General features: G+C 42.5%; 20 protein-coding genes and 5 tRNA genes. 18 read left to right on the plus strand and 7 right to left on the minus strand.

What is annotated here, in order from left to right; genetic code table 11:
• Positions 1-25: 25 nt before the first annotated feature.
• From N483_RS22630 to N483_RS22640, 3 genes are all read right to left on the minus strand, one after another.
• Entirely contained in the window at positions 26-1,486 is a 1,461-nt protein-coding gene (locus tag N483_RS22630; protein ID WP_023397180.1) for a sigma-54-dependent transcriptional regulator, read from the minus strand.
• Positions 1,487-1,756: 270 nt separating this feature from the next.
• The gene (locus N483_RS22635) at positions 1,757-2,371 is read right to left on the minus strand and encodes a hypothetical protein (protein WP_023397179.1); all 615 of its coding nucleotides are present in this window, start codon (positions 2,369-2,371) and stop codon (positions 1,757-1,759) included.
• A gap of 13 nt (positions 2,372-2,384) precedes the next feature.
• Positions 2,385-4,013 (minus strand): LruC domain-containing protein, encoded by a 1,629-nt coding sequence (locus N483_RS22640; RefSeq protein ID WP_023397178.1) that lies wholly within the window; start codon positions 4,011-4,013, stop codon positions 2,385-2,387.
• 239 nt (positions 4,014-4,252) lie between these two features.
• Between N483_RS22640 and N483_RS22645 the strand changes: the two genes are divergently transcribed.
• The 5 genes from N483_RS22645 (at position 4,253) to N483_RS22665 (ending at position 9,392) form a co-directional block, all read left to right on the plus strand.
• On the plus strand, positions 4,253-4,996 hold the full coding sequence (locus N483_RS22645; RefSeq protein ID WP_023397177.1) for a putative nucleotide-diphospho-sugar transferase: 744 nt from the start codon (positions 4,253-4,255) through the stop codon (positions 4,994-4,996).
• 202 nt (positions 4,997-5,198) lie between these two features.
• The gene (locus tag N483_RS26710) at positions 5,199-6,455 is read left to right on the plus strand and encodes a WecB/TagA/CpsF family glycosyltransferase (RefSeq protein ID WP_023397176.1); all 1,257 of its coding nucleotides are present in this window, start codon (positions 5,199-5,201) and stop codon (positions 6,453-6,455) included.
• A gap of 2 nt (positions 6,456-6,457) precedes the next feature.
• Positions 6,458-7,147, plus strand: coding sequence for a sugar transferase (locus N483_RS22655; RefSeq protein WP_023397175.1), 690 nt, complete (start codon positions 6,458-6,460; stop codon positions 7,145-7,147).
• A gap of 225 nt (positions 7,148-7,372) precedes the next feature.
• A complete protein-coding gene (locus tag N483_RS22660; RefSeq protein ID WP_023397174.1) occupies positions 7,373-8,512 on the plus strand; it encodes a polysaccharide pyruvyl transferase family protein in 1,140 nt (379 codons plus the stop codon).
• Positions 8,469-9,392 carry a glycosyltransferase family 2 protein gene (locus tag N483_RS22665; protein WP_023397173.1) on the plus strand — a complete coding sequence of 308 codons (924 nt, stop codon included), beginning with the start codon at positions 8,469-8,471 and terminating at the stop codon, positions 9,390-9,392. The genes N483_RS22660 and N483_RS22665 overlap by 44 nt, the downstream gene beginning before the upstream one ends.
• 35 nt (positions 9,393-9,427) lie before the next feature.
• On the opposite strand, the gene N483_RS22670 is transcribed toward N483_RS22665, so the two are convergent.
• Complete coding sequence (locus N483_RS22670; RefSeq protein ID WP_023397172.1) at positions 9,428-10,150, minus strand: UDP-2,3-diacylglucosamine diphosphatase; 723 nt, start codon at positions 10,148-10,150, stop codon at positions 9,428-9,430.
• Positions 10,151-10,203: 53 nt separating this feature from the next.
• Entirely contained in the window at positions 10,204-10,698 is a 495-nt protein-coding gene (locus tag N483_RS22675) for a peptidylprolyl isomerase (RefSeq protein WP_023397171.1), read from the minus strand.
• A 207-nt stretch (positions 10,699-10,905) separates the two neighbouring features.
• Here N483_RS22675 and cysS point away from each other — a divergent pair, with 207 nt between their 5' ends.
• Positions 10,906-12,285, plus strand: coding sequence for a cysteine--tRNA ligase (gene cysS, locus N483_RS22680; RefSeq protein WP_023397170.1), 1,380 nt, complete (start codon positions 10,906-10,908; stop codon positions 12,283-12,285).
• Between the two features lie 46 nt (positions 12,286-12,331).
• Here cysS and N483_RS27155 read toward each other — a convergent pair whose 3' ends face one another.
• The gene (locus tag N483_RS27155; protein ID WP_023397169.1) at positions 12,332-12,502 is read right to left on the minus strand and encodes a hypothetical protein; all 171 of its coding nucleotides are present in this window, start codon (positions 12,500-12,502) and stop codon (positions 12,332-12,334) included.
• Between the two features lie 229 nt (positions 12,503-12,731).
• Here N483_RS27155 and N483_RS22685 point away from each other — a divergent pair, with 229 nt between their 5' ends.
• Together N483_RS22685 and N483_RS22690 are read left to right on the plus strand one after the other, a co-directional pair.
• Complete coding sequence (locus N483_RS22685) at positions 12,732-13,196, plus strand: RidA family protein (RefSeq protein ID WP_023397168.1); 465 nt, start codon at positions 12,732-12,734, stop codon at positions 13,194-13,196.
• A gap of 111 nt (positions 13,197-13,307) precedes the next feature.
• On the plus strand, positions 13,308-13,730 hold the full coding sequence (locus N483_RS22690) for a hypothetical protein (RefSeq protein WP_023397167.1): 423 nt from the start codon (positions 13,308-13,310) through the stop codon (positions 13,728-13,730).
• Positions 13,731-13,758: 28 nt separating this feature from the next.
• Here N483_RS22690 and folD read toward each other — a convergent pair whose 3' ends face one another.
• Positions 13,759-14,613, minus strand: coding sequence for a bifunctional methylenetetrahydrofolate dehydrogenase/methenyltetrahydrofolate cyclohydrolase FolD (folD, locus tag N483_RS22695; protein WP_023397166.1), 855 nt, complete (start codon positions 14,611-14,613; stop codon positions 13,759-13,761).
• A 390-nt stretch (positions 14,614-15,003) separates the two neighbouring features.
• Here folD and N483_RS22700 point away from each other — a divergent pair.
• From N483_RS22700 to hupB, 10 genes are all read left to right on the plus strand, one after another.
• Positions 15,004-15,080: transfer RNA gene (locus tag N483_RS22700), tRNA-Pro, on the plus strand.
• 49 nt (positions 15,081-15,129) lie between these two features.
• A tRNA-Arg gene (locus N483_RS22705) sits at positions 15,130-15,206 on the plus strand.
• Between the two features lie 28 nt (positions 15,207-15,234).
• Positions 15,235-15,310: transfer RNA gene (locus tag N483_RS22710), tRNA-His, on the plus strand.
• Between the two features lie 21 nt (positions 15,311-15,331).
• Positions 15,332-15,408, plus strand: a tRNA-Pro gene (locus N483_RS22715).
• Positions 15,409-15,431: 23 nt separating this feature from the next.
• Positions 15,432-15,508: transfer RNA gene (locus tag N483_RS22720), tRNA-Pro, on the plus strand.
• A 275-nt stretch (positions 15,509-15,783) separates the two neighbouring features.
• Complete coding sequence (gene tig, locus N483_RS22725) at positions 15,784-17,091, plus strand: trigger factor (RefSeq protein ID WP_023397165.1); 1,308 nt, start codon at positions 15,784-15,786, stop codon at positions 17,089-17,091.
• Between the two features lie 188 nt (positions 17,092-17,279).
• A complete protein-coding gene (clpP, locus tag N483_RS22730) occupies positions 17,280-17,888 on the plus strand; it encodes an ATP-dependent Clp endopeptidase proteolytic subunit ClpP (protein ID WP_023397164.1) in 609 nt (202 codons plus the stop codon).
• A gap of 233 nt (positions 17,889-18,121) precedes the next feature.
• A complete protein-coding gene (clpX, locus tag N483_RS22735; protein WP_023397163.1) occupies positions 18,122-19,405 on the plus strand; it encodes an ATP-dependent protease ATP-binding subunit ClpX in 1,284 nt (427 codons plus the stop codon).
• Between the two features lie 123 nt (positions 19,406-19,528).
• A complete protein-coding gene (lon, locus tag N483_RS22740) occupies positions 19,529-21,898 on the plus strand; it encodes an endopeptidase La (RefSeq protein WP_023397162.1) in 2,370 nt (789 codons plus the stop codon).
• 209 nt (positions 21,899-22,107) lie between these two features.
• Positions 22,108-22,380 (plus strand): nucleoid-associated protein HU-beta, encoded by a 273-nt coding sequence (gene hupB, locus N483_RS22745; RefSeq protein WP_023397161.1) that lies wholly within the window; start codon positions 22,108-22,110, stop codon positions 22,378-22,380.
• Positions 22,381-22,482: the final 102 nt, after the last annotated feature.

Consider the following 22,482-nt stretch of genomic DNA (forward strand, 5'->3'; position numbering starts at 1 on the left):
TATTTTCTAATTTGCAAAGTGGCTTTTATGGTGATGGCTCCCATTTTTGTATTTTGCGATACAAAGTGGAAGGACTGACTTCGAGTAATCCTGCGGCCTTGACGACGTTGTCTTCACAAACCAGCAGTGCTTGTTCAATGGCAATTCGCTCTACTTCAGAAAGAGGGACGATGTTGTTTATCATTGGTGACTCGTTACCATTTAAAGCGGTATCGGTTGTCTTAGTAGGCAAGGTGTTTTTTGCGGAAGCGACGGTTTTTGCTCTAAATAGGTCTTCATTTGGTTTTAAATGCAATTGCTGCATGAGCGTCTCTTCACTCACCATAGGTCCGTCAGACATCACAACGGCGCTGTGGATCAAATTCTCAAGCTGCCTAACGTTGCCCGGCCAAGCATAATTCAATATGAGTTGTTCAGCGCGTTTTGAAAAGCCAACAAATAGCTTATTTTCTATCTCACTAAATTTGTTGAGGTAAAAAAGGGCTATTTGCAAAGGGTCTTGATCGCGGTCGCACAGAGCGGGCATATCTATGGCAATGACATTGAGACGATAAAATAAGTCTTCTCGCAATAGCTGCTGCTCAATGGCTTCGAGGGGGTTACGGTTTGTCGCACAGACAAACCTCACATCAACGGTTTCTACTTTCCCACTGCCCACTCGCTGGAATGTCCCGGTTTGAATAAAGCGTAAAATCTTGGCTTGCAATGCCATATCCATTTCGCCGATCTCATCAAGAAATAGGGTGCCACCATCTGCGAGGGTTGCGGCCCCATCTCGGTTGTTAGTGGCACCTGAGAATGCGCCTTTAACATGACCAAAAATTTCAGACTCCATTAGCTCCGAAGGGATCGCAGCGCAGTTGATACAAATTAGGTCTTTGTTATGGCGTGGGCTTAAATTATGAATGGCTTCAGCCGCGAGTTCTTTACCTGTGCCACTTGGCCCGGTGATAAATACATTTGCGCGACTGGGGGCGGCTTTATCAATACACTTATACACGACTTGCATGGCCAAAGAGCTGCCTATGAAGCGTTGGAACTGCGACCTATGTTCACGTTTATAGCGTTTTAGACTAGCGCGTAACATATTTCGTTCAGCAATGAGCATTTTTGTTTGCAGTGCCTGCTCTATGGTGATCCTTAAATTGTCATTGTCCCAAGGCTTTTGCATATAACCCCAAACTTTACCTTGGTTAATGGCATCAATCAGCGCTGCTTGTTCGGTAAAAGCGGTGAGCATAATGCGAATTGTATCTGGGTATTGCTCGGCGATGATGGCGAGTAGTTCATTGCCAGTCATCTCGGGCATATTCTTATCTGAGACAACCACATCAATGGATTCATTTGCCAATATCTCAAGTGCAGCAGGGCCACCGTCTGCGGTATGAATATGATATTGTTCGGAGCGCAGTGCGCGGCTGAGAGAACGCAAAATATGCGGTTCGTCGTCAACAAGCAAAATATTAAGTCCTGTTATGTTATCCATTTAAGCGCTCCTTTATTAGTTTTTGTTCTCTATTAAGATATAGCAGCCTAACTCTCAGAGTTCCAAAGACTTTTGGTAGAAAGTACTGAACATTTAATAATTATCATGATGCGACAAACACGACTGCGACAAGCATAGACAAAGTTTTTGTTTAAGTATAAAGATCTGACAACTTTTATTATATATCTAGCGAGTGATGCACGAACAAGGTAAGAAAAGAGTGAATAAAGTGCGCTCCACATCAGCAGAGCACACTTTGGCTTGGAGAGCTTACTTAAACGTATGGACTATTGTTTCGTCTGAATTGAGCGGAAACAGCACTTGATTTGTCTCTAACATACTGTCAACGCGCACCAACATGGTTTTTGCTGTCTGTGGTAGCGTGAGCGTATGTTGCAGCTGCCCTGAAGGGTTAAATCTTAAGGTAGCAACAAGCTCTTTGTTACCCATTAACTCATCTTCCACAGAAGGAACTTCTACATCGAACGAGTAAATTTTAATTGTTCTTCCTGCTAGAGATTCACCAAACACATTTTCACCGCTGAACTCCATGGTTACGTCGTCGCTGGTTCTAAATTTAAAATCTGGCATAACGTACAGATCGGTCGAGTCAGTGGCAGCTGATTCTTTAAGCTCTGCCTGTGGCATAAAGTCTTCCATTGTCGCAGCCTGTTCTTGCTCTGGCGTTTGTGCCGGCTCGGTTTGCTGTGGCTCGCTGGTTGCGGTATTGGCATTTGTCGACACAGCTGGTTGCGTGTTTGTTTGTGTTGCCGCAGGTGCTGGCGAGCTTGATTCTGAGCCGCCACCTCCGCCGCCACACCCTGTGATCAGAGTTGCAAGTAGGGTGATACTGAACATCGCAGTTAAATTAGTTAATGTTTTCATGGTACGCTCCTAATTACTCTGATTCTGGCATGTAGTAGTGGGTGTCTCTGTCACTGGTTTTATACCAGTCCTGTGCCTGTGTACCGCTTGACTCAACCCAGGTTTCATAATTAGGGTATGCCCACAGCACATCAATATATTCACGCGGGTAGTTAAACTCTTCGCTCACCGTCAGCGCCCAAGGTAAGTTATCTGCGGTTCTGAAATAACGGTTTAGGCTTGGATCTGATGAGTCATCAACCTTACCAAAGCGCGTTTGGTCGAATAAGTCTGTTGGCGGGTAATCAGCCATATGGACTTCGATTGTGCGATCTGCTGTTCTATATATAAAGAAATCTAAGTCAGCGATATTCAAGCTAGGTTGCGATGTTTCGAAGGTCACATCTAATGTAAACGGTATCGGTTCAAAGTAACTGCATTCTTTCACTGTATTGAAGTGCGTACATTTTCCGGACTCACCAGTTTGGGTAAATAGCTGTGTATTACTCCAAAGTTGTAGAACCGCATTACTTTGGAACTCTTCTACTGACTTTTCAAAAGCTTGACCGTCTATAGTGATGGTTGCACTTTCAATGAGGCTCGGTACGCTATTCATTAGTCTGAGTGCGTAACCATTTTCATATGCTGCGCCACGTGCTGTTATCCAACCATGCAAAATAAACCCACTGACTTCGTTATTAGCATCGAAGGTAGTTTGAATGCGCTGTTTTACAACTAAGTCATTTAAATCGTAGTCGCCACGTTGTGGCCAATTGTCTTCATAAGCAAGTGTTGAGACACCTGTTTGCGAAGGGAAGTATTGGCTGTGTGATCGTCTAAAATTATTGGGGAATTCATCTTGCTCATCTGGAATACCGTCAGCATCACTGTCATTTGCTTCAGGCATAATAACCAGGTTGCTTGATTGGATAGCAGTACCAGGACTACTTTGCACACTGAAAACGGCATCGTTAAAGTCGTTATCACCCCACGTACGTGGTAAGTCCTCGAAACCGATGACGACTTCTTGCTCTTGCTCATCATATAGTAATACGCAGTGTTGTCTTAAGTCTTCAGTTGGTTCTGGGTTGAGGGATGAAATCGAATAATAGTAAGGGATCTGCCAAGGTTTTACACCGGTGTAATACCAAAAGCCATTTGCAGCAACAAAAAAGCCAATGCTGGTTCCTGCTGGGTGGGTACCAATACTGACTCTGTGACCATTGGTTAAGTGTGGATAGCTCAAGTTTGGAAACACGATGGTTTCTTGGATTTGATCCGCAGACGTTGGTGGATTTTCTGGGTCAAATGTAAAGTAGCCAAAAGAGTTTTTGTAACCAGCACCTTCGTGGATAAACGTAATAAATACTTCAGCTTCCTCGACCAAATGAATTGTTGAGCCACTGTCACCTGTAATGAAGGCTTCGTTTACTTTCGCTTCAGGTAGTGCGTTGCTAATTCTCTGAAAAAAGTCACTGCTGTACTGATCTCTTGCATAGATGAGATCACTGGGTTTACCTGTATTTTGATTATATCCACCAGGCCACGCTTGACCTGACTGAAACTGCCATACGTAGTTGCCATCGACTTGTTGTACAGCGACCGCACTGGATGCCAAAGTGCAAAGAGCGGCAGAAAAGCACATCTTTGATAAATAGCTCATAACGTGTAGACCTTGTTTTCGAATAAGTTAAGTACACTTGAGCAGCAACTGTGCCAAAATATTAATTAAATACATTACAAAGACTTATGGTTTTTTGATGTACGTTTTCGAGCCTGCTTTTTGCAAATTAATATGCATATTTTTTAAATTTTTTAAAATGAAAAAAATATTTCTTATGCAAACTGAGGCTGAGTTTGCTTTATTTTAAAAAAGCGCGAAATCATATTAAGGAGCAGTAAGTGATACAGAATAAAAACGAGACTCTGGTATTTAGCGTTGCATTAAATGGCTACCAATGGCGTTATAGCCACTGTATAAAAAGCCAAAAGCAATATGCGAAAAAGATGGGCTATGACTATGTAGTTATCACTCGGCCACTATTTACTTCGTTAGGGGTAGAGTGCTGCTGGCTTAAGCTGCTACTGCTAAAAGCTGCGTTGCAAGCAGGCTATAAAAATGTGCTGTTTGTTGATGCTGACGCATTCATACAAGACATTTGCCCACAAATAGACTCGCTTTTCGTGGCAGATAAGTTCATTTATATGGCCCATGGTTTTAGTGGAGAAATTAATTCAGGCGTGATGTTAGTACGCAATACATCGGCAGCGATAGAATGGTTTGAACAAGTACTTGGCGCGATTGAAACCCCTGTGGCTGAGTCGAAAGGAATTGGGTGGGGAGAAAATGGCCATGTGGCACACTTTGCGAAAAGCTCTTCTGGATTTCAGTTGATTTGTGATAAATGGAATAATACGCACTCGAAAGACATGAATGATTATATTCGTCACTTTAATTATGGCCCTTTGAAAAATAGCTTTTTTGATAAAATGGTCCATAAAGTCATTTTTAAAGTGAGTAAGCTGCTTCTTAAGTGCGATCTCAATGATACCCAGCAACAAGGTAAAAAACTCACTGTTGTTAATCGTAAACTGCCGGAGCTATTTAACAGAGTTCGTCGTATTTATCCGCAATTTAGTAAGTGACTAAGAAGTGCTGCTGTAAGTCACTTCCGTATTTTTTAAATTAAAAATGACTTCTCGTTGTGCTTTGCAAATTAAAAAAAAGCCACTCGAAAAAAACCACAAAGTCACATTAAGTTTATTTAATTCAATTGCTTAAAGTTTTTATTTTATTTGGCACAGTCCTCGCAATTACCTCTTCAACACAGATTATGGAGGTAGTGACATGGCTGCTCAAACCAACAAACATACAATTGCATCGACAGGCAAAACAAGTGCAACACGCAATGTAATTAGATTTACGTTTGCAGTGGTTTTGATGGTCGCTTTAATACCCCTATATTTACTGAATATATTACTCGCAGTGATTGTTCTTAAAGCACCACTCAAAAGTGAAAACTGGTTAGATATCGGTGGTGACGTCGTTGAGTTATATAGCTGGCAAGTTGGCCTTTTCAAATCAAGCGCGAATTTAATTAATGTTGCGTTGGGACAGGTTCATTTTGTGGGCACGCCTATTATTCGCGGCACAACCTCAATACCAAACGTGAAAAGGTTTAAATCGCCGTGCGACAAAGCCGGGTTATACGATTGTTTGCAGCTGCACAACGCCACAGGTCTAGTTTTAAATGGCGAACTACCGCTGCTTGAAGCACAAGCGAAGCAAAATTTTATTGAAGATGCTTTGATGGTTATCAAGCTTGTCACGTGCAAAACGCTGTACAAAAAAGGCGGTAGTAAACAGGTGGAAACTCACATGTTTGGTATACCGTTTGCCAACACCAAGATGCGCGATGCAATTAACTGGATTTGTCAAAGTGAGCAGCCACAGACAAAATGTCGCGTAGGGTATTTCCTTAATGTTAACTCAATTAATTTAGCTGCCAATAACACCGAACTTCACAGCACACTTTGCGGTAGCGACAAGAACTTTGCTGACGGGTCTGGCATGCGGATAGCTGCACAGCATTCAGGCATCGATTTAGCGGACAACATCAACGGCACAGATATGCTGCCACTACTGTGTGAGCACGCTTTGCAAACAAAACAGTCTTTCTTTTTGCTGGGCGCAAAAGATGGCGTTGCGAAAAAAGCGGGTGAGTCATTACAACAACAATATACAGGCTTAGACATTCGCGGTACGCATCACGGTTATTTTAAAAGTGATGACGACATCATCGAGCAAATTAATCAAAGCGGCGCGACTATTTTGCTGGTGGCGCTTGGATCACCTCGCCAAGAACTATGGCTTGCTAAAAACAAACATCGTTTAAATTGCCAGTGTGCATTGGCAGTAGGTGGATTATTTGACTTCTTTTCTGGGGCAATTCCAAGAGCGCCGCTCTGGATGCGTGAATTAGGGTTAGAGTGGGTATGGCGCTTAATGCAAGAACCTAAAACCAAGTTCAATCGCTATGTCATTGGCAACCCAGTGTTCTTATTCCGAGTTTTCATTTTAAAACAATCTATCAGAGGGCTTTAATCATGGATATCACAACTAAAATTGCGACAAACGTGACAACTGCATCAGCTCAAGCTGCGAAAAAAGTAACTAAGCACCATATTGACGGTGTTCACCATGGTATTCCTGTGTGGTTCCAAAGAACGGTTGCTGCACTAGGTTTATTGGCTATTAGCCCTCTGTTATTGCTATTGATGTTAGCAATTAAACTAGAAAGCAAAGGCCCTGTGGTATTTCGTCAAACCAGAGTGGGTAAATTTGGTCGTCGTTTCACTATGTACAAGTTCCGTTCAATGTATATGCAAGACGACCCGCGCTTTAAAGCGCCTGACCAAAAAGACAGCTCTAGAGAGGGGGTATGTCAAAAGTACATTCATGATCCTCGTATTACATGTATCGGCCGCTTCATTCGCAAATATTCGATTGATGAGTTACCACAGTTATTGAATGTAGTTAGAGGTGACATGATGTTAATCGGCCCAAGACCTGCTTTAGAAATGGAAGTAGCGCAATATAAACCAGCTCAATTGTCGCGCCTAAATTCAGAGCAAGGTTTAACTGGCCTTTGGCAAGTAACAGGCCGTGCAGATACGACGTTTGAGCAGCAAGTTCAATTAGACGAACAGTACATTGTTGAGCAGAGTATCATGAGCGACGTTAAGATTTTACTAAAAACTGTCCCCTGTGTAGTAGGTGCAAAAGGTGCATATTAAATTTCAATCCCTTCACTTTATACAGCCAGTAAGATGTTTACTGGCTTTTTTATTTTAAAAACCCCCGCATTTTGCATTTTCGATCTGCAAATTATCGTATTGAAAATCCACGAACGCTACCACCTGTTTGTTTTAACCTATTGATTTTTAAGGTTTGTGCTTTTTATTTTGTTTTGGCATAGCACCTGCAATATCTAGTTATATACACAGAGTTGGGAGTAACACATGCAGAGCAAACACGACACCTATGTTGTTGGTTACTACGGCATGCGCAACAGCGGAGACGATGCGCTGATGTTAGCAAGTATTGAGGGGGCCAAGAGAACATTTGGCAGCGACAATATTGCGGTCAATGCGAGCAATCAATACGGTTTGGTAAGACAGCTTGATGTACAAGGTCAAGCCCCTATGTTATTTCGAGGTCATCAAAGATTGACCCATTATCAAAGAGCGTATGGCGCGAAGAAAATTGTGTTTGGAGGCGGTTCAGTATTGCACTCAAGCCGTGATATCGCACAAAAATGTCATATGATTTCGCTCTGCGGTAAAGAGTCGAGCTATGCCGTGGGCGTTGGGATCGAGGCATTTAAATCGACGTCAGACGAAAAGCAGTGTGCCAAGTTTTTAAACAAATGTCACTTTATTGGAGTCCGTGATGCGCAAAGTCTAGATATTGCTAAGTCGATTGCGCCGACTGCGAACATCGCCCAGACATTTGATTTAGCGCCTTCATTACTTCATTACTTCGGCAGTGCAATTCAATCTATCGAACGTCGGGGGGTTGCATTTAATTTTTGCCAGCAGGCTATCAATGCATTTGGTGAAGCAGATGTTGTCAGCGAGCGGACAAGGATAAGAAAGGCAGTCAAGTTGGTCACTGCCATTTGGGAAATGACACGTGAAGATGTCTACTTGGTCGACTTTAATGATCATGGCACCTTGGGTGATAACAATGTTCACGAGCAAATTTTACGCAAGATGCCTAGCTATGTACCTGTAAAACGCATTCGCTACACGGTCAACCCGCTGCGTCTATTGCAAAGTATGGCCATGTTTAAAGCGGTAATAGGAATGAGGCTTCATGCGGCAGTATATTCCTACATGGTCAATACCCCATTTATTAATTTGCAATACCACAGCAAATGTAAGCAATGGTCAAAGCAGATTGGTATGGCAGATATGTATCAATTTGATGCCAATGACTATGACCCGTTAGAGGTCATCAATATTACAAATCAGGTTGTATCGGGTCACTGTGTAGTACCAACACTACCCGTAGAGCAAGCGGTCGCATTATCAATGAATAATTGGAGCAATGAATATGAACAGCATCAAATTCTCAGTTGTCATCCCTCTGTACAATAAGCGTGATTGCATTGAGCGTGCAATAAACAGTGTCGTTGCTCAAAGCCATCAAGCCGATGAAATAATTATTATTGATGATGGCTCCACTGATGGTAGCGCGGATATTGTCAATGGCTTAAAAATCGCGAATGTAAAACTGGTTACACAAGTCAACCAAGGTGTTTCGGAAGCGAGAAATGCGGGTGCAAACCTTGCGAGCAATGAATTTATCGCATTTTTAGATGCGGATGATACTTGGTCGCCATTTTTCTTGAGTCGCATTGCTGCACTCATAGAGCTGTACCCGGAGATGGGGCTATATGCAACCCGTTATCAAAAGGTTTACGGTGATAGTGATTATCAAGATGCGAAAATAGCCTTAACCAAATGGGATGCAAATGGCTACGAAATGGATAACTATTTTGAGGTAGCAGCGAGTGGAGATCTGCCATTTACGATGTCTAGTATCGTCGTAAGGCAATCAACGTTCAGCGATTTAGGTGGGTTTCCTCGTGGTGAATGGATGGGAGAGGATCAGAGCTTTTATGTTAATTTTGCTCTATACGCACGCATCGCTTATTCACCGTTGATAGAGAGTTTCTATTTTCAAGGTACGCAAAACAGTGCATGTGATAAAGCGCCGCCAAAAGAGCTGTGCCCATTTGCTGAGCGTTTACTGCATGATGTGACAGAAGGGCGAATTACCGCACGTCTAAAGCCTATGGTATTAAAGTATGTCGGTGCGCATATTTGTGACTTGGCTAAACGCCATATCAAACATGGCTCTTACGATTACGCGGCACAATTACTTTCTCATCCGGTATCTCGGACTAAACCAATTCATTGGAGCTTCTATAAATTGATTTCAACGCCAATGGCAATATTCTCAAAAGCGGCATAGGTAATCGAAGTTAGTGAGTAGAGTGCCTCTGTACTTTACTCGCTAAACTCATGTTGCTCCAATGATTGTGACTGTTCAGTTACAAGCAAGTACGAGCTTTGACTATACCAATCCCCAAGTACTGTTCTCGTTTTTGTTGGGGTTTTGTGTACCTTTGGTCGATGTGTATGACCATGGATCATGTGTTGAACATGGTATTTCTCGAACATGTTAGCAACAGCATCATCGGTTACATCCAAAATACTTGGTGCTTTACCTTGCTGATTGAGTTTGCTTTTGGCTCGGGCATTTTTGGCGACTCTGCGACGATACCAAAGGGGCATAGCAAGCATGAGTCTTGGCCACCACCATCCGCGGCTTTTTTTACGAAACTTCTGGTACTCAATGTCTTGGGTGCACATTTCGTCACCGTGAAGAATAAGCGTTGGGGTGCCATACAAATCAATAACAGCTTGTTCTGGCAGCAAAGTCATACCGCATAATTTGGCGTAGTGCTCTCCAACTAAAAAGTCGCGATTGCCGTGGATGAAATAAATATTTACGTTGCTATCACTGATTGCCTTGAGCTTTTTAGCAATGGCTAACGCGAGTGGATCGCCTTCATCATCCCCGATCCATACTTCGAAAAAGTCCCCCAAAATATATAAAGCGTCCACATCACTGTCTATGTGCGTATTCAAGAAGGCATAAAAAGCATTGGTGATATCAGGCCGGTGTTCGGTTAGATGGAGATCAGAAATAAAGTAGGTTTTGCGCATGGTGTCTCTTGTGTGAATAAGAGCGCCGTAGCGCTCAAATTGCAATGTCGGGGTTATTCAGTGATCGACGCACTTTCGATGATTACATCTTCAAGTGGTACGTCTTGGTGAAAACCCGCAGAACCTGTTGCAACACCTTTAATTTTGTTGACAACGTCCATACCTTCAACGACTTCAGCAAAAACGCAATAACCCCAACCTTGCGATGTTTCGCTTGAGAAGTTTAGGAAGTCATTGTCATTTACGTTAATGAAAAACTGCGCTGTCGCTGAGTGTGGATCTGGCGTACGTGCCATAGCCAGTGTACCAACTTTGTTTGCAAGTCCATTGTTTGCTTCATTTTGAATTGGCGCCTCAACTTCTTTTTGGCTCATGCCAGACTCAAAACCACCACCTTGGATCATGAAACCATCGATCACGCGGTGAAAGATAGTGCCGTTGTAGAAACCACTTTCAACGTATTTTTTGAAGTTTGCAACGGTTGCTGGTGCTTCTTTTTCAAATAGTGCGATTTTGATTTCGCCGAAGTTTGTTTGTAAAACAACCATAATGGGTCCTTGAATTACAATAATTAGATTAAAACGCTATTTTATAGTACATCTGCTGAACTACAAAGTGTTGAAATAACTTTGACAGTTTTACTGTTTAATTTTTGTTACCTAGATAGGGTAAAATTCGCCTTTTTACAGTGGTGGCGAGCTTTTTCAAGTGATATGATGCAAAGGTTTCAAACTCGAATTTAGGAAAATCACTACATGTTACAGATATACGACACACTGACACGTCAAAAGTCACAATTTAAGCCCCTTGTAGAAGGCAAAGTCGGCATGTATGTGTGTGGTATTACAATCTATGATTTCTGTCATGTGGGACATGCGCGCACATATGTATCTTTTGATGTTATCAACCGTTATTTTCGTTACCTTGGTTATGACGTCACTTATGTCCGTAACATCACAGATGTAGACGATAAAATTATCAAGCGTGCCGCAGAGAATAAAGAAGAGATCAATGATCTGACAGTGCGTATGACAAAAGCAATGCATGATGATTTTGAAGCACTAAATATCTTACCTGCTGACATTGAGCCAACAGTAACGGGCCATATGGATGAAATCATCGAGATGATTGAGCGTTTGATTGCTAAAAAACATGCTTATGTTGGAAAAAGCGGCGACGTGTTATTTGATGTTTCAACGTTTAAAGATTATGGCCAACTATCTCAACAAGACTTAGATATGTTACAAGCTGGTGCACGTGTTGAAGTTGCCGAAGGCAAAGATGACCCACTTGATTTTGTGCTATGGAAAAAAGCCAAGCCGGGCGAGCCATCTTGGGCATCTCCTTGGGGAGAAGGTAGACCGGGCTGGCACATTGAATGTAGTGCCATGAGCTCTAAGCATTTAGGCGATTTATTTGATATTCATGGTGGTGGTTCAGATCTTCAGTTCCCGCACCACGAAAATGAAATTGCGCAGTCTTGCTGTGCAAATAATGGCTGTTACGTGAATACTTGGATCCACACAGGTATGGTCCAGGTTAACAAAGAAAAAATGTCTAAATCTTTAGGCAACTTCTTTACTGTGCGTGAAGTGTTAAAAGCGTATGACCGAGAGACTGTTCGTTATTTCCTTATTAACGGTCACTATCGTAGCCAGTTAAACTACTCACAAGAAAATCTAGATCAAGCTCGCTCATCTCTAGAGCGAATCTACACGGCTTTGCGCGGTGTAGAGCTGGTGGAAGTTGAATTAAAGGGCAATGCATATGCGGAGCGTTTTGAAGCCGCTATGAATGATGACTTTAATACGCCTGAGGCCTTACCAGTTATTTTTGAGCTGGCCAAAGAAGTGAACTTGTTAAAAGATTCAGATGCAAAAGCCGCAGGAGAGCACGCGTATATTTTGGTGAAATTAGCTGAAGTGTTAGGTATTGCACAGCAGGCCCCTGAGAGTTTCTTGCAAGGCGATCAAGATGACGATGAGGTTGCTAAAATTGAAGCCTTGATTGAACAGCGCAAAACGGCACGTGCTAATAAAGATTGGGCTGCCGCTGATGAAGCGAGAGATGCGTTAACTGCTCTGGGCGTTGTCCTAGAAGACAGTGCGGGCAAAACAACTTGGCGCAAAGCTTAATAGCGATAAGCATTCTAAAAAGGAGCACTTAGTGCTCCTTTTTTTATTAGCAAAAATACGTATGGCAGGGGCCATTCGAGTGACACGCGTAAGTGGTGCCATTACAACCCGTTTTAGTGCGATAACCACCTGCAATATTAGGTGTTTGGGCATATGGTAGAGCACGGTTGTCGTTGCTTAGGGTTTTAACTTTCTTTTTATTTAAATTCAGTTTCATAACTATTCCTTTGTTAATTTTTCCGGCTGATCGCCTATTTATTTGCACTCTAGACTAATTCTCCTGAAAGAGTACTGTAGGTGCATGTTTAGGCTAATATTTGTTCAATTTGATTGCCAATGAAAAATTATCAAGTATGGTTATGTGAGGAGCGAGGCTAGCTCCATTTGGTTTTCTGATGAACAGTGGTATTTTGGATATTTATCACATCAATTTATGGAAAAAGAAGATGAAGGAAAAGATACTTGCTATAACTTTATTGGCATTGTCGGGGCTGTCGTATGCCAAATCTGGAAATGGTAGTCAGGTTGAGTTTTTAAACTCCTATGCCGTGCTGCCTGCGGGGCACAATTTACCTTTTTCAGAAGCTGTGCGGGTGAATGATATTGTGTACTTATCAGGCCAAATAGGTATTCAACCTGGCACAACGCAGCTTGTGAAAGGGGGCATTAAAGGTGAAAGTAAGCAAACCATGGAAAATATTCAAGCTAGCTTAGAAGCGCATGGTTTGTCGATGAAAAACATTGTGAAGTGCACGATTATGCTTGCTGATATTAATGAATGGCCCAAATTCAATCAAATCTACACCAAGTTCTTTTCAAAACCTTACCCCGCTCGCAGTGCCTTTGCGACAAATGGGCTTGCGCTAGGTGCTCGAGTGGAAGTTGAATGTATGGCTGTGGTACCGAAGTAAAACGAAAATGCGCTATGTGTGGTGTTCTTATTTTATGGCGTGACATTTGCTTTAAACAAGGCTAGAAGGCTGCAATAGGCAATTGCTAGCCGACGTTTAAAGGAGATAACGATGTTGCTACACAGAACTTCCCCAATGAACCACACTGAGTCTCTCTCGGATAAGCCGCTTACGGCAAAACAGATCGAAGAGCGAGATACTAAGGCTCAGATGTTTGCAAAAGAGATGAGCAGCCAAGGTGCTGAGTCAGAGCTTTCGTTCGCATTAAAACAAAAAGATCTTTCTACATCGCGATTGAATGACAGCTTTTTAGCTAAGGCTCAGCAAACTATGATGTTTAACCGTCTTGGCGTCAATGAGGAAAAGATCAAAGAGATAGAAACCCAAATGAGAGAGCTGGTTGATAGATTAGAGTCAGGTGCGATAGAACAAAAAGAATTTGAAAAACAAATGTCCATGTTACAGTCAATGCTTGCTAAAGAGTATAGAGGGGGCAGGGATGGTGAAGCCGAGGAACAATTGGAGCATCCATAACAGGTGAATGCTCCTATTTTTTGGTTAGCTAGCTGTGGTATTTATCACAAGCTTCTAATGTGTTTTCTATAAGGCTAGCTACTGTCATTGGGCCGACGCCACCAGGAACCGGTGTGATGAAGCTGGCTTTTTGTTCTGCGATATCATATTGCACATCGCCAACGAGTTTTCCAGATTCGAGTCGGTTAATACCAACATCAATTACAATCGCGCCTTCTTTGATCCACTCACCGGGAATAAACTCAGGCTTTCCAACTGCAACTACAAGTAAGTCAGCACGGCGTACATGAGATTCAAGGTCTTGAGTGAATTTATGACATACGGTTGTTGTACAGCCAGCCAGTAAAAGCTCAAGTGACATTGGGCGTCCTACAATATTTGAAGCGCCAACAACCACAGCATGCATACCTCTGTAACGCACACCCGTCGAATTTAACAAGGTAATAATGCCCTTTGGTGTACATGGTCTCAGTGCAGGCATTCTTTGTGCAAGCCTACCAACATTGTATGGATGAAACCCATCAACATCTTTATGTGGGTGGATACGTTCAAGAATTTTCTCTGCATCTAGCCCTTCAGGTAAAGGCAGCTGTACTAAGATTCCATCTACTTCTGGATCTGTGTTGAGGTTATCGACTAGCTCGAGTAACTGTGCTTCGCTTGTATCGCTTGGTAGGTCGTAGGATTTTGATACAAAGCCAACTTCTTCACATGCTTTACGCTTTGAGCCAACGTATACTTGACTGGCCGGATCTTGTCCGACAAGTACTACTGCTAATCCTGGAGCTCTAAGCCCTTGAGTTACGCGCTGTTCAACACGAGTTGCGACTGTATTGCGAACCTGTTTCGCAATTGCTTTGCCATCTATGATGTTTGCCGTCATGGGTGACCTTTATATATAGGGGTTAGTTACTTGAACGATTATAGAGTCAACATAGAGAGACTCTAGTAATAATTTTTACTACAGCTGATATATTTAGCAATTACAAAGTAACATAAATAGATAAACCAGCGGTGTTGGCTATATTTTCGCAAACTTAAGCTAATTAGCCAAGTTAGATTCCGAGATAAAGCGTATGCATTAGTATAAGTCACCGTAGAAACTGGGTGAATTTTGGCTTTTTCAGCTGCTTTTTAACCCTTTTGTGTCAAAAATAGGCAGTTGAACGAATTTATAAAAAAAATGTTTGACCTCAACTACTCAAATCTCTATTATGCACCCCGTTGCCAACGAGGGGTGTTAAACAAAAACATTCTAAGTAAGTAACGAAATCGGCGATTAGCGCAGCTTGGTAGCGCACTTGGTTTGGGTCCAAGGGGTCGCAGGTTCAAATCCTGCATCGCCGACCACTTTCTTCTAAAGTTAGTGGGTGGATAGCACACAAGTGTTGTTTGTGTTGCGCCCGTAGCTCAGCTGGATAGAGCAACGGCCTTCTAAGCCGTGGGTCGAAGGTTCGAATCCTTCCGGGTGCGCCATTTAAACAAAGTCCACAAGTATGTAGTGGCGGCTGTAGCTCAGTTGGTAGAGCCCTGGATTGTGATTCCGGTTGTCGTGGGTTCGAGCCCCATCAGTCGCCCCATCTACATTCTCAAAAATATATCGGCGATTAGCGCAGCTTGGTAGCGCACTTGGTTTGGGTCCAAGGGGTCGCAGGTTCAAATCCTGCATCGCCGACCACTTTTCTAAAAAATATATATTATCGGCGATTAGCGCAGCTTGGTAGCGCACTTGGTTTGGGTCCAAGGGGTCGCAGGTTCAAATCCTGCATCGCCGACCACTTCTCTCATAAATTTCATCATTTTTTTTATCTCTCTAATTTACTCCTATTTTATCTATCAATTATTTGTTCTGATTGCTCGACTCTCCCGTTTTATAGGTTATAATGCCGCGTCTAATGTTTAACATAGTGCCCTGATGGGGCAGGCAGCAAGCCTGACATGTAATTGGTTTTGAATGAATGCGATTAAATGCGTTGTTTCCGATTACACTCCAATGTCGACTTGTTTGTGAAGGAAGGCGCGTTGCCGCCAAAAATGAAAATTGAGGTATATCATGCAAGTTTCTGTTGAGACGACTCAAGGCCTTGAGCGCCGTCTGACTATCACCGTTCCTGCAGAGAACGTTGAGACTGAAGTAAAAAAACGCTTACAACAACTGTCTAAAACACAGCGTATTGACGGTTTCCGTCCTGGTAAAGTACCAGTTTCTGTGATCAACAAGCGCTACGGTGCAGCAGTTCGTCAAGAAGTTGCTGGCGACCTTATGCAGCGTAACTACATCGAAGCAATCGTTTCTGAGAAAATCAACCCTGCGGGTGCTCCAAGCTTCGCGCCAAAAACTTTAGAAGCTGGTAAAGATCTAGAGTTTGAAGCAACTTTTGAAGTTTACCCAGAAGTTGAGCTAAAAGACCTAGATAAAGTAACTGTTGAAAAGCCAGTTGTTACAGTGACTGAAGATGATCTAGCAAACATGCTAGAAACACTTCGTAAGCAACACGCATCTTGGACTGAAGTAGATGCTGCTGCCGGCGAAAGCGACCGTGTTACAGTTGACTTCCTAGGTACAGTTGACGGTGAAGAGTTTGAAGGCGGTAAAGCTGAAGACTTCCCTCTAGAGCTTGGCCAAGGTCGTATGATCCCAGGTTTTGAAGATGGTATCGTTGGTAAAAAAGCGGGCGAAGAAGTTGTTGCAGACGTAACTTTCCCTGAAGAGTACCACGCTGAAAACCTAAAAGGTAAGCCAGCGCAGTTCACTATCACAGTGAAAAAAGTAGAAGTTCAAGAGCTTCCTGAGCTAAGCGATGAGTTCGCAACTAAATTCGGCGTTGCTGAAGGCGGTGTTGATGCGCTTAAAGAAGAAGTTAAGAAGAACATGACGCGTGAACTTGACCAAGCTGTTAAAGCAAAGGTTAAAGAGCAAGCGATCAAAGGTCTACTAGACACAAATGAAGTTGACGTACCTAAAGCGCTTATCGATCAAGAAATCGATGCACTTCGTCAACAGGCTGCACAACGTTTTGGCGGCGACGCTAAAAACATGCCAGAGCTACCAGCTGAACTTTTCCATGAGCAAGCTGTAACACGTGTTAAGACTGGTCTTCTTCTTGGTGAAGTGATCAAGGCAAACGACATCAAAGTTGATGACGCTAAAGTTGAATCACTAATTGAAACTGTTGCTTCTGCATATGAAGATCCTTCAGAAGTAGTTAACTACTACAAAGAAAATGATCAATTAATGCAGCAAATGCGTAATGTTGCAATGGAAGAGCAAGCTGTGGAAGCAGTACTTTCAAATGCAACGGTTACTGATGTTGAGCAATCTTTCGACGACATCATGAACCCTCAGCAAGCTGCAGAGTAAGTTTCTTACCTCGTCTTAGAGGAAAGCATTGACTTACAGCTAAGCTAACGCTTAAATGGCTCGTAATGCTCTGTTAAACGCAGTGCTGCGAGCCTTTTTCGTTATTAGAGTTAATAATTTAAGGTCTGTTCAAGAGAGAGTCTTGAATGACGCAGCAAACCTGCCTCGCATATAAAGGAACCAATAATATGAATGACGGTATGATAGACCCGCTAAACGCCTTAGTACCTATGGTTGTTGAACAAACAGCAAAAGGTGAGCGTTCTTACGATATTTACTCGCGCCTTCTAAAAGAGAGAATTATCTTTTTAACTGGCCAAGTTGAAGATCATATGGCCAACTTAATTGTTGCGCAGATGCTGTTTTTAGAGTCAGAAAGTCCTGACAAAGATATTTTCTTGTATATCAATTCCCCTGGTGGTTCTGTCACCGCGGGCATGTCGATCTACGATACCATGAACTTTATCAAGCCAGATGTGAGTACGGTATGTGTAGGTCAAGCTGCGAGCATGGGGGCGTTTTTGCTATCGGGCGGCGCCAAAGGCAAACGTTACTGTCTACCAAACTCTCGTGTAATGATTCATCAACCATTAGGTGGTTTCCAAGGTCAGGCATCTGACTTCGAGATTCATGCCAAAGAAATCTTAACAATCAAAGAAAAATTAAATAGGTTGATGGCTGAACACACGGGTCAACCGTATGATGTTGTTGCCAATGACACTGACCGTGACAACTTTATGAATGCTCAAGAAGCGGTTGAGTATGGGTTAGTTGATGCGGTACATACAAGCCGCTAAAGATTAAAAACTAAAGAAAGGTGGTATTTTACACCTTGAAATAATAAAACTTGGATCTATATCTTAAGGATGTCCAAGTTGACTTACTTTCGGTGTAAAAAAAGCTACTTTTGACCGAGTAGCACCACTTTGCTTTAGCTTAGTTATGCCAACTGAAAGTTTATTTGGTATAGTTAAAGCATGTATTGTGTTATCGAATTAGAGATAACTCACCAAATTTAAGAGGTAGTTGAATGTCAGACACTCCTACAGACGGCGACAAGAATAGCAAGCTCTTGTACTGCTCATTTTGTGGTAAGAGTCAGCACGAAGTACGCAAATTGATTGCTGGTCCATCAGTATATATTTGTGATGAATGCGTCGAACTGTGTAACGACATCATTAGAGAAGAGATCAAGGATATCGCGCCGCAGCATGATGCGTCTGATAAACTTCCGGTGCCTAAAGAGATCCGCAATCACTTAGATGACTATGTTATCGGTCAAGAACATGCCAAGAAAGTGTTGTCAGTAGCGGTTTATAACCATTACAAGCGACTCAAGAATCAGGGTATCAAAACAGACGTAGAGCTAGGTAAAAGTAACATCCTGTTAATTGGCCCAACAGGTAGTGGTAAAACACTCTTGGCAGAAACATTGGCCAGATTATTGGACGTGCCATTTACCATGGCTGATGCGACTACCTTGACCGAAGCTGGTTACGTTGGCGAAGACGTTGAAAACATCATTCAAAAGCTTTTACAAAAGTGTGATTATGACGTTGAAAAAGCGCAGCGTGGTATCGTTTATATCGATGAAATTGATAAAATTTCACGCAAGTCTGATAATCCATCAATTACGCGAGATGTATCTGGTGAAGGTGTTCAGCAGGCGCTATTGAAATTGATTGAAGGTACAGTGGCATCTGTTCCTCCGCAAGGTGGACGTAAACACCCTCAGCAAGAGTTTTTACAAGTAGACACGTCAAAAATTCTGTTCATTTGTGGTGGCGCATTTGCGGGTCTTGATAAGGTTATTGAACAGCGCAGTCATACCAATACCGGTATTGGTTTCGGTGCAGAAGTAAAAGCATCGGACAGCGAACGTTCATTAAGCGAAACGTTTAAAGACGTTGAGCCAGAAGATTTAGTAAAATATGGCTTAATTCCCGAGTTTATCGGTCGTCTACCTGTTGTTGCTACGCTAACCGAGCTAGATGAAGACGCACTAATACAAATTCTGAACGAGCCAAAAAATGCGCTTACCAAACAATATGGCGCGCTATTTAAGATGGAAGGCGTTGAGCTTGAATTCCGTGAAGATGCTTTAAAAGCAATTGCGCATAAAGCGATGGAACGTAAAACAGGTGCTCGAGGACTTCGCTCTATCGTTGAAGCTGTGCTCCTTGAAACTATGTATGAGCTTCCTTCAATTGAAGATGTTAGCAAAGTAGTGATTGATGAGACTGTAATTAAAGGGGAGTCAGATCCCATTTTAATTTACGAAAATAGTGGTCAAGATAAAGCTGCATCTGAATGATTTATCAGATAAGTTAGAAAAGGAGCCTAGTGCTCCTTTTTTTGTCCAAGAGTTGAACTTTATAGAGGTCATCCCCATATACCTCTGTAATCTTAAAAATAAATGAAGTGCAAAGAGAACATAATGACGCTTGAGAGAACGGATCGAGTTGAAATTCCAGTGTTAGCACTGCGCGATGTCGTGGTTTACCCTCATATGGTGATCCCGCTATTCGTTGGTAGAGAGAAATCTATTAGATGTCTCGAAGCTGCAATGGAAAATGACAAGCAAATTTTTTTAGTGGCTCAGAAAGAAGCCTCCATCGATGATCCTAGCACTGACGATATCTATGAAGTCGGTACAGTTGCTACGGTTTTGCAGTTATTGAAGTTGCCTGATGGTACCGTTAAGGTACTGGTGGAAGGGACACAAAGAGCAAGAATTGATGAGTTTTTAGTAACTGATGAGTATTTCTTAGCGCAAGCTCAATTTATTGCCTCTGAAAATATTGCCGAGCAAGAGCAAGATATTTTTATCCGTAGCGCAGTAAGTCAGTTTGAAGGGTATGTAAAACTCAATAAAAAAATCCCACCTGAAGTACTGACTTCCGTGTCTGGCATTGACGAAACTGCGCGTTTAGCAGACACGATGGCAGCGCACATGCCAATCAAGGTACCTGAAAAGCAAAAAGTGCTTGAATTGTATAATGTGACGGAGCGCCTTGAGTATTTAATGGCTTTGATGGAAGGTGAAATAGACTTACTTCAAGTTGAGAAAAAAATCCGTTCTCGCGTGAAAAAGCAGATGGAAAAGTCACAGCGAGAGTACTATCTCAATGAGCAAATGAAGGCCATTCAGAAAGAACTCGGTGAGTTAGACGACGTACCTGACGAATTTGAAACCCTGAAAAAGCGCATCAGTGAAGCTCAAATGCCAAAAGAGGCTGAAGAAAAAGCAGCGTCTGAATTGAATAAGCTGAAAATGATGTCGCCGATGTCAGCGGAAGCAACTGTTGTTCGTTCCTATATTGATACGTTGATTAATGTACCTTGGAAAAAGCGCTCTAAGGTGAAAAAAGATTTAGCGAATGCGCAAAAGATTTTAGATGCTGACCATTATGGGTTGGATAAAGTCAAAGAGCGTATTATTGAGTATCTAGCGGTTCAACAGCGCATTAACAAGCTTAAAGGTCCCATTTTATGTCTTGTTGGCCCTCCGGGTGTAGGTAAAACGAGTTTGGGTCAATCCATTGCGCGGTCTACTGGCCGTAAATATGTTCGCATGGCGCTGGGTGGAGTACGTGATGAAGCAGAGATCCGTGGACACCGCCGTACGTATATTGGCTCAATGCCTGGTAAGCTGATCCAAAGTATGAGTAAGGTTGGGGTTAAAAACCCGCTGTTCTTACTCGATGAAATCGACAAAATGTCATCAGACATGCGCGGCGATCCTGCATCTGCGTTGCTTGAGGTATTAGATCCTGAGCAAAATAGCAGTTTTGCGGACCATTATTTAGAAGTTGAATATGACCTATCTGATGTGATGTTTGTTGCGACATCAAATAGTTTCAATATCCCAGGTCCGCTACTTGATCGTATGGAAGTTATTCGTCTTTCAGGATATACAGAAGACGAAAAGTTAAATATTTCAAAGCAGCATTTGATCCCTAAGCAAATTAAGCGCAACGGTTTAAAGGCTGGAGAAATCGAGATTGAAGACAGCGCGATTATCAACACTATCAGGTACTATACGCGTGAAGCGGGTGTGCGTAATCTTGAGCGTGAGATGTCCAAGCTGTGCCGCAAAGCTGTGAAAGCAATTTTATTGGATAAAGACCAAAAGAAAGTCGTGATTAACGCAGATAACCTAGAGAGTTTCTTAGGTGTGCAGCGTTTTGATTATGGCAAAGCAGAAGACGGTGACCGCGTTGGTCAAGTGACTGGTTTGGCTTGGACTGAAGTTGGTGGTGATTTACTAACGATAGAAAGCGCAGCAGTACCTGGTAAGGGTAAACTTTCCTATACAGGTTCGTTGGGCGATGTTATGCAAGAGTCGATTCAGGCTGCAATGACTGTGGTCAGAAATCGTGCTGAAAAGTTACGAATTAATGCAGATTTTTACGAAAAGCGTGACATTCATGTTCATGTGCCAGAGGGTGCTACACCTAAAGATGGGCCAAGTGCAGGTATTGCGATGGTTACAGGTTTGGTATCTAGCTTGACAGGGAACCCTGTGAAAAGCGATGTGGCTATGACTGGCGAGATCACTCTTCGAGGTGAAGTACTGCCTATTGGCGGCTTAAAAGAAAAGCTGCTGGCTGCACACAGAGGCGGGATCAAGACTGTGGTCATTCCTAAAAAGAATGAAAGGGACTTAAAAGAAATCCCTGAAAATGTCTTAGAGGGCTTAGAGATCCACCCAGTTACTTGGATTGAAGACGTTTTATCAATCGCTCTTGCTCAACCTGTGGACAGTTTTACTGTTGAAACGCAAAAAACTGCTGTGAAAGCTTAAAAAAGTCGATAAAAAGGGTTTTCAAATCCTAATGGTGTGCTAAGTTAAGCACTGGATTTAGGCCTAGGGCACGGGAAGCCCCGTAGTTTCTAGGCTGTAATACATTTAAGCAATAGAGAATCGAAAGATTTCTCGTAGTTAACAACAAAAGTGATGTTAGTTTTAAACCACCATCGCTCTTGATAATAACAATGTAAGAGGATGATATTGTGAATAAATCTCAATTAATCGATCAAATCGCAGCTGATGCTGATATTTCTAAGGCCGCTGCTGGTCGTGCACTGGATTCATTCATTGAGTCAGTAACCGCTGCGCTAAAAGATGGCGACTCAGTTGCCCTTGTAGGCTTTGGTACTTTTTCTGTTCGTGAGCGCGCTGCACGCACAGGTCGTAACCCTCAAACGGGTGCTGCAATTGATATTGCTGCTGCTAACATCCCTGCTTTTAAAGCTGGTAAAGCTCTAAAAGACGCGGTTAACTAAGAAAAGCTTATATTTTTACAATCACACTATTGTTAAATAGATGTAATTGGACGCATAAGCTTCAAGATAAAAAGCGTATCTGGTAAGATACGCTTTTTTTAC

It is taken from the genome of Pseudoalteromonas luteoviolacea NCIMB 1944, from assembly GCF_001625565.1.
Classification (GTDB): Bacteria; Pseudomonadota; Gammaproteobacteria; order Enterobacterales; family Alteromonadaceae; genus Pseudoalteromonas; species Pseudoalteromonas luteoviolacea_F.

Excerpts from the sequence above, each read along its gene's own strand:
- N483_RS22630 (WP_023397180.1), bottom strand. The coding sequence starts at position 1,486 with ATGGATAACATAACAGGACTTAATATTTTGCTTGTTGACGACGAACCG.
- N483_RS22635 (WP_023397179.1), bottom strand. The coding sequence starts at position 2,371 with ATGAAAACATTAACTAATTTAACTGCGATGTTCAGTATCACCCTACTT.
- N483_RS22640 (WP_023397178.1), bottom strand. The coding sequence starts at position 4,013 with ATGAGCTATTTATCAAAGATGTGCTTTTCTGCCGCTCTTTGCACTTTG.
- N483_RS26710 (WP_023397176.1), top strand. The coding sequence starts at position 5,199 with ATGGCTGCTCAAACCAACAAACATACAATTGCATCGACAGGCAAAACA.
- N483_RS22655 (WP_023397175.1), top strand. The coding sequence starts at position 6,458 with ATGGATATCACAACTAAAATTGCGACAAACGTGACAACTGCATCAGCT.
- N483_RS22660 (WP_023397174.1), top strand. The coding sequence starts at position 7,373 with ATGCAGAGCAAACACGACACCTATGTTGTTGGTTACTACGGCATGCGC.
- N483_RS22665 (WP_023397173.1), top strand. The coding sequence starts at position 8,469 with ATGAACAGCATCAAATTCTCAGTTGTCATCCCTCTGTACAATAAGCGT.
- N483_RS22670 (WP_023397172.1), bottom strand. The coding sequence starts at position 10,150 with ATGCGCAAAACCTACTTTATTTCTGATCTCCATCTAACCGAACACCGG.
- N483_RS22675 (WP_023397171.1), bottom strand. The coding sequence starts at position 10,698 with ATGGTTGTTTTACAAACAAACTTCGGCGAAATCAAAATCGCACTATTT.
- cysS (WP_023397170.1), top strand. The coding sequence starts at position 10,906 with ATGTTACAGATATACGACACACTGACACGTCAAAAGTCACAATTTAAG.
- N483_RS27155 (WP_023397169.1), bottom strand. The coding sequence starts at position 12,502 with ATGAAACTGAATTTAAATAAAAAGAAAGTTAAAACCCTAAGCAACGAC.
- N483_RS22685 (WP_023397168.1), top strand. The coding sequence starts at position 12,732 with ATGAAGGAAAAGATACTTGCTATAACTTTATTGGCATTGTCGGGGCTG.
- N483_RS22690 (WP_023397167.1), top strand. The coding sequence starts at position 13,308 with ATGTTGCTACACAGAACTTCCCCAATGAACCACACTGAGTCTCTCTCG.
- folD (WP_023397166.1), bottom strand. The coding sequence starts at position 14,613 with ATGACGGCAAACATCATAGATGGCAAAGCAATTGCGAAACAGGTTCGC.
- tig (WP_023397165.1), top strand. The coding sequence starts at position 15,784 with ATGCAAGTTTCTGTTGAGACGACTCAAGGCCTTGAGCGCCGTCTGACT.
- clpP (WP_023397164.1), top strand. The coding sequence starts at position 17,280 with ATGAATGACGGTATGATAGACCCGCTAAACGCCTTAGTACCTATGGTT.
- clpX (WP_023397163.1), top strand. The coding sequence starts at position 18,122 with ATGTCAGACACTCCTACAGACGGCGACAAGAATAGCAAGCTCTTGTAC.
- lon (WP_023397162.1), top strand. The coding sequence starts at position 19,529 with ATGACGCTTGAGAGAACGGATCGAGTTGAAATTCCAGTGTTAGCACTG.